Origin of the sequence: Amycolatopsis vastitatis (genome assembly GCF_002234595.1) — a bacterium.
In the GTDB taxonomy this organism is placed as follows: domain Bacteria; phylum Actinomycetota; class Actinomycetes; order Mycobacteriales; family Pseudonocardiaceae; genus Amycolatopsis; species Amycolatopsis vastitatis.
The window spans coordinates 1-4280 of record NZ_NMUL01000109.1; the positions used below are offsets into that span (position 1 = coordinate 1).

Below are 4280 nucleotides of genomic sequence, written 5' to 3' on the forward strand. Positions count from 1 at the left end.
CGCCAGTTGGAGGTGAAGGCGATGCCGGGAGGGATGAGTGTGAGCCCGGAGAGGATGTCCCTGAGTTCCTCGGCGGTGCGTAGGTGACGTTCAGGCTGGTGCCCGGCGCCGTACGCCTGGCACACCTGTCGCATGTTCGTGGCCATTTCGCGGCCTGCAGGGTCGATCGGGTTGAGGCCGTCGACGGTGGGGTGGGTGACGATCACCAGGCTGCCGGAGGGGAGTCGTTCGGTGTAGCACCGCAACGCGGTGTGCGCGTCGGCGGTGTCGCCGATCGTCTCCAGGACGCCGCACAGCACGAGGCAGACCGGGGTCCCGGCGGCCAGCAGCCGCTGGGTCGGGTCGGCGAGCAGAATCGTGCCCGGAACGCTGAATGTGCCGCAGACGCTGTCGATTGCGGGATGGTGTGAGGCGGCCAGTTCCAGGTATGCGAGGACATGTCGGTCGTCGCTGGTGTACACGGCCTTGCTGGTTTCTTGCTGGGCAACGTATTCGTGTGTGGCGTCGCTGTCCGGCAGTCCCGCGTCGACGACGAGGAACCTGCTGATGCCGCGCTTCGCCGCCACGAGGCGGATGGCTCGGCGAAGGAATCTGTACTCGTCACGGTAGGTCCGGCGCAGGCTCGGCAAGATACGCGTCGCATCGGCACACCAGGCTTTATCGATCGCGTAGGCGTTGCCTCCGCCGAGGAGGAAGTCCTTGATCCGTGCCGGGCTGGCGCAGCACAGGTCCAACTCCGGCGCTTCCCAGCGCTGTGCCGTGACGCGTAGTGCCGCGTGCGATATGGACAGATGGGCCGCTGATGGGCTGGCATCCGAACGTTCCTGGTCATCGCCAGACGAGGTGGGGGTATGAGTTGTTGGTGTGTCGTGACAGGACCGCGCAGTGTCCTCGGTGGGCTTGCGCGATTTCTGCTGGCTGGTGCTCGTGTTGTGCGGCTCGGTGGCTGCTGGCGGAGGACCCGAGGATGGTGGTGTAGGCGAATTCATCGGTCGTGTCTTCCTCGGCGAGTCAGGATGTCTGGTGCGGCGCCGGCGAAGAGCCGTCGGCGGCTGGTGTGGTGGACGACGGTGGTGGTTGGGCAAGCAGGACATTGGCGTCGGTGAGCATCTGCTCGACGTCGGCCTGGGACACGCCGAGTCCAGCGGCGAGGTCGGCAAAGATTTGGCCCGGGCGGTGTGCTCTCCGCGTGGGGTCGGTGCGGTGGTGCATCGGACTCCTCACCCCGTGGTGGTGTGTGCGGACGCAGGGCATGGGCGCCACGGTGGTGGCGCGGGCTGCTCGAGAGGGCCGTCGACGAGCGCCTGGGCCTCGCGGAGCATCTGCTTGACGTCGGGCTCGGTGATGCCCAGGTCGGCGGCGATCTCGGCGGTGGGGCGCTGGGCGCGGCGGTGGTGGCGCATGGTCAGCAGCTGCGCGGTGCGCCCGAGTCGGTGGCCGTAGACGGCGGCGACGGTGGCGAGCTCGCTGAGCGCCACCGTCCGCTGGGACGTGGCGTCGGCGTCGGCGACGGCGCCGAAAAGAGAGTCGAGGCGTTCGAGGACGCGCAGCACCTGCAGCGTTTGCTGCCGGGCCACCGGGAAGGCCGCCATCTCCTGGGGGGAAGCAGCGGCTCCCTCAGGGTGACTCTGTCGTCGGCGCCGGGGTGCACGCCGAGGTCTTCGGCGAAGGCCGCCAGAGCTGTCCCGATTTCGGCCAGCTGGCCGGCGAACCTGGGCGAGTCGAAGACAATGCACCCGCGGCTCAGCCCGAACACGATCCCCGTGACAAAGGTGCTCAGGTGATCGAGCTTTGCGCGAAGGTGAGTGGTCGTCGGCGGTCGGGAGATGGCGTTGCGAGGGCGTTGCGGGCGAGGTTTGGCGTTGGTCATCGGCCGTCTTTCTGGCGCTGAGGCCTCGGTGATGTGGGCGGTATCGACGGGGGTGCGGCGAGGCCGCGCGGAGCCAGTCGGCGGGCTGTCTCGTGACGCGGCCGGTCTGGTCATCCCAGCCGGATGATCGCGTCCTTGGTTCAGGCCGCGGTTGGGAACACGGTGGTCCCGGTGCGGCGGGTCGAGCGATGCTCGCGTCGGGCGCCTTACATTCCGCCGGGCTCTGGCGTGGCACAGCGGGCGTGCATCGCGGTGATCAACGACATCAGCGCCACCGTGGGGAAGGTGAGGGCAAGGTCGGTGGCGACGACGTCGTCGGGTGGATTGTTCCGGAGGTCGTGAGTCGCGTGCTGGTCAAGGAGGACTGCTGCGGATCGGAGCGCGGCGAGCAAGCTGGCGTGGGTGGCTTTCGGCAACTCCGGCTGTTCCGCCAGTTCGTCGACGCCCTCCTCCAGTGCTTGTTCGATCGCGATGGTGGCGAGTCTGCCGATGCGCTGGGAGATGGCGCGCGATAGCTCACCCAGGTCCTGCGAGAACTGACGCAGCCGGCGTGTGTACGTGGCGCTGCCGGGTGGGACGGTTTGCAGCACGTCGACCATGTGGTGGCACTGGCTGGCGGTGAGAACGATCCGGTCAAGCAATTCGCTATCATGAGGGTGCATCGGGACTCCTCGGTGTCCGGAAGTTGGCGGCGCTCACGACGTGGTCGGTGGGGGACTGCCTGGGCCGCCGTAGGGCGCTGCGATCGCGTGACCGCCGGGTACGTCGGCGGAGGTTTGCGCCGAATTTGCGTGACGCCTAGGAACCCGGCAGCCGGCCTGCCAGCGACACGACGATGGCCGTCGCTGGCAGGCCTCGTCCGCTACTGCTCCTTCCTCTGTGCCTCCTCCGTTCGCTTCGCAGCGTCCTGGAGCCACTCACTGGTCAGTTCATCGCCAGGCAGCATCCCCGTCACCTCCTTTCGCCAGCACGTGCCCCTGTGCTCGTTCCATGGTCGTCATAAGGAGCAGTCCCGCAGTGGCGCCGCACGCTTCTGGAAGCGTCCGAACAATGCGGCCAGTTCGCTTTTCCGGTCGTCGTCTTCGACTTGTTTGATCCCTTTTCCTGCGTCGGCGAATGCCACGACCTGCCCGTCGACGTCGAACAGGCTGAAGTGGTCTTCCATTCCGTCGTACACGCCGTCCATGACCGTGATGGACGCTCGGCCTGAGGAGTCGAGTTCGTGCAGCCACGCAAGCTGCTGCCGCATGATCGCGTCGGACCCGACCGGCCGGCGCAGGACCGAGGCGTCCAGGACGAAGGATGCCTTCGTGTCGCTGCTGAGGAAAGCTGCCCTGCGGGTGGCGCGGACCTCGATGGTCCGTTCGATGAACTCGGTGGGGTAGGCGTCGGCGTATTGATGCAAGAGCGCCTCCGCGTAGCCAGGTTCCTGCAACAATGCGGGAATCACGAACGGTTGGAACTGCCGCAGAGTGGTGGCGCGGGATTCAACCTTGCCGTACTCGACAAGTTCCTTCGAGTAATGTCCTTCGTGGACAATCCACCACGGTTCGTTGGCCGTTTTGGGAGTTGTCTGGTCGTGTGTCATGGCGTTCCTTTCATCAGATTCCGAGGTAACTGGTCGGCTGTCGTGCGGTACGTCTTGTCGTGGCGCGCGATCGGGGCGGTTTAGGGCTGTCTGTCTTTATCCGGTGCTTCGTCGTGGTGTCGGAGCAGCTCGAGTGCCTCGGCGTGGCACTCGCGGGCTTGGTCGTGGTTGCCGGCGAGTTCGGCGACCTCGGCTTGAACGAGCAGCACATCGGCCCTGTCCGCAGCTGATCCCGGCCGCCCCAGTACCCGACACGCCTGGTCCAGGCGCTCGGCGGTGAACCCGTGTCGGCCAGCACGGGCGTCGATCAGGACCAGTGTGAGCCCGACCCGGGCCGCGGTCTGGTCATCGCCGATCGCGGTGAATCTCCGCAGCGCCGCCGCCAGCCGACGCACCGTCTCGGCGTCGTCGCCGACACGCACGAGGAGCTGGTCTCCGCCGAGGAGGCAGTCGAGGATTCGGGCGGGACTGAGGTGGCACGGATTGAGTGTTGGCTCCCTGCGCTGTGCCGGGCTCGTCACTGCGGTGCGGGAACGGGGCAGACGTGAGGTATTCGGGCGGTCGCCAATAGTCGGTGGTCCGGTCTTGCTGGCTTCGGGGTCCTCGGGTGGCATGTTCGGCTCCTGTGCGCGTCCTGTTCGGGCGTGGTGACGCGGGCGGTATCGGGTGCGGGTGTCCGTGGCGCCGCACAGGTCGCACCGGCGGGGCTGATGACGAGCGTGCAGCTCGGTCGCCGGAGGAATTCGCCCCGCGGAAGTTGCCCTTGGGGGAGGGTTGCCGTCCAGGACGGTGATCGTGGGATGCGCCGAGCGGTCGAGGTCC

The 4280-nt window shown here is 67.2% G+C and carries 6 protein-coding genes; all 6 read right to left on the reverse strand.

What is annotated here, in order from left to right; genetic code table 11:
* Nucleotides 1-734: SAM-dependent methyltransferase (locus CF165_RS51000; protein WP_158226982.1), on the reverse strand; the 734-nt coding region annotated here is incomplete at its 3' end.
* Nucleotides 735-1011: 277 nt separating this feature from the next.
* On the reverse strand, nucleotides 1012-1212 hold the full coding sequence (locus tag CF165_RS51630) for a hypothetical protein (RefSeq protein WP_158226983.1): 201 nt from the start codon (nucleotides 1210-1212) through the stop codon (nucleotides 1012-1014).
* 8 nt (nucleotides 1213-1220) lie between these two features.
* Complete coding sequence (locus CF165_RS49580; RefSeq protein WP_093954543.1) at nucleotides 1221-1592, reverse strand: hypothetical protein; 372 nt, start codon at nucleotides 1590-1592, stop codon at nucleotides 1221-1223.
* Nucleotides 1593-2076: 484 nt separating this feature from the next.
* Nucleotides 2077-2532, reverse strand: coding sequence for a hypothetical protein (locus CF165_RS49585; protein ID WP_093954544.1), 456 nt, complete (start codon nucleotides 2530-2532; stop codon nucleotides 2077-2079).
* Between the two features lie 335 nt (nucleotides 2533-2867).
* On the reverse strand, nucleotides 2868-3458 hold the full coding sequence (locus CF165_RS49590; RefSeq protein ID WP_093954545.1) for a DUF5753 domain-containing protein: 591 nt from the start codon (nucleotides 3456-3458) through the stop codon (nucleotides 2868-2870).
* 80 nt (nucleotides 3459-3538) lie between these two features.
* On the reverse strand, nucleotides 3539-4072 hold the full coding sequence (locus CF165_RS51005; protein WP_143268968.1) for a hypothetical protein: 534 nt from the start codon (nucleotides 4070-4072) through the stop codon (nucleotides 3539-3541).
* Nucleotides 4073-4280 lie beyond the last annotated feature (208 nt).

Bases quoted from the DNA above. Each gene is read 5' to 3' on its own strand.
- CF165_RS49585 (WP_093954544.1), bottom strand. From the start codon at position 2,532: ATGCACCCTCATGATAGCGAATTGCTTGACCGGATCGTTCTCACCGCC.
- CF165_RS51005 (WP_143268968.1), bottom strand. From the start codon at position 4,072: ATGCCACCCGAGGACCCCGAAGCCAGCAAGACCGGACCACCGACTATT.
- CF165_RS49580 (WP_093954543.1), bottom strand. From the start codon at position 1,592: ATGGCGGCCTTCCCGGTGGCCCGGCAGCAAACGCTGCAGGTGCTGCGC.
- CF165_RS51630 (WP_158226983.1), bottom strand. From the start codon at position 1,212: ATGCACCACCGCACCGACCCCACGCGGAGAGCACACCGCCCGGGCCAA.
- CF165_RS49590 (WP_093954545.1), bottom strand. From the start codon at position 3,458: ATGACACACGACCAGACAACTCCCAAAACGGCCAACGAACCGTGGTGG.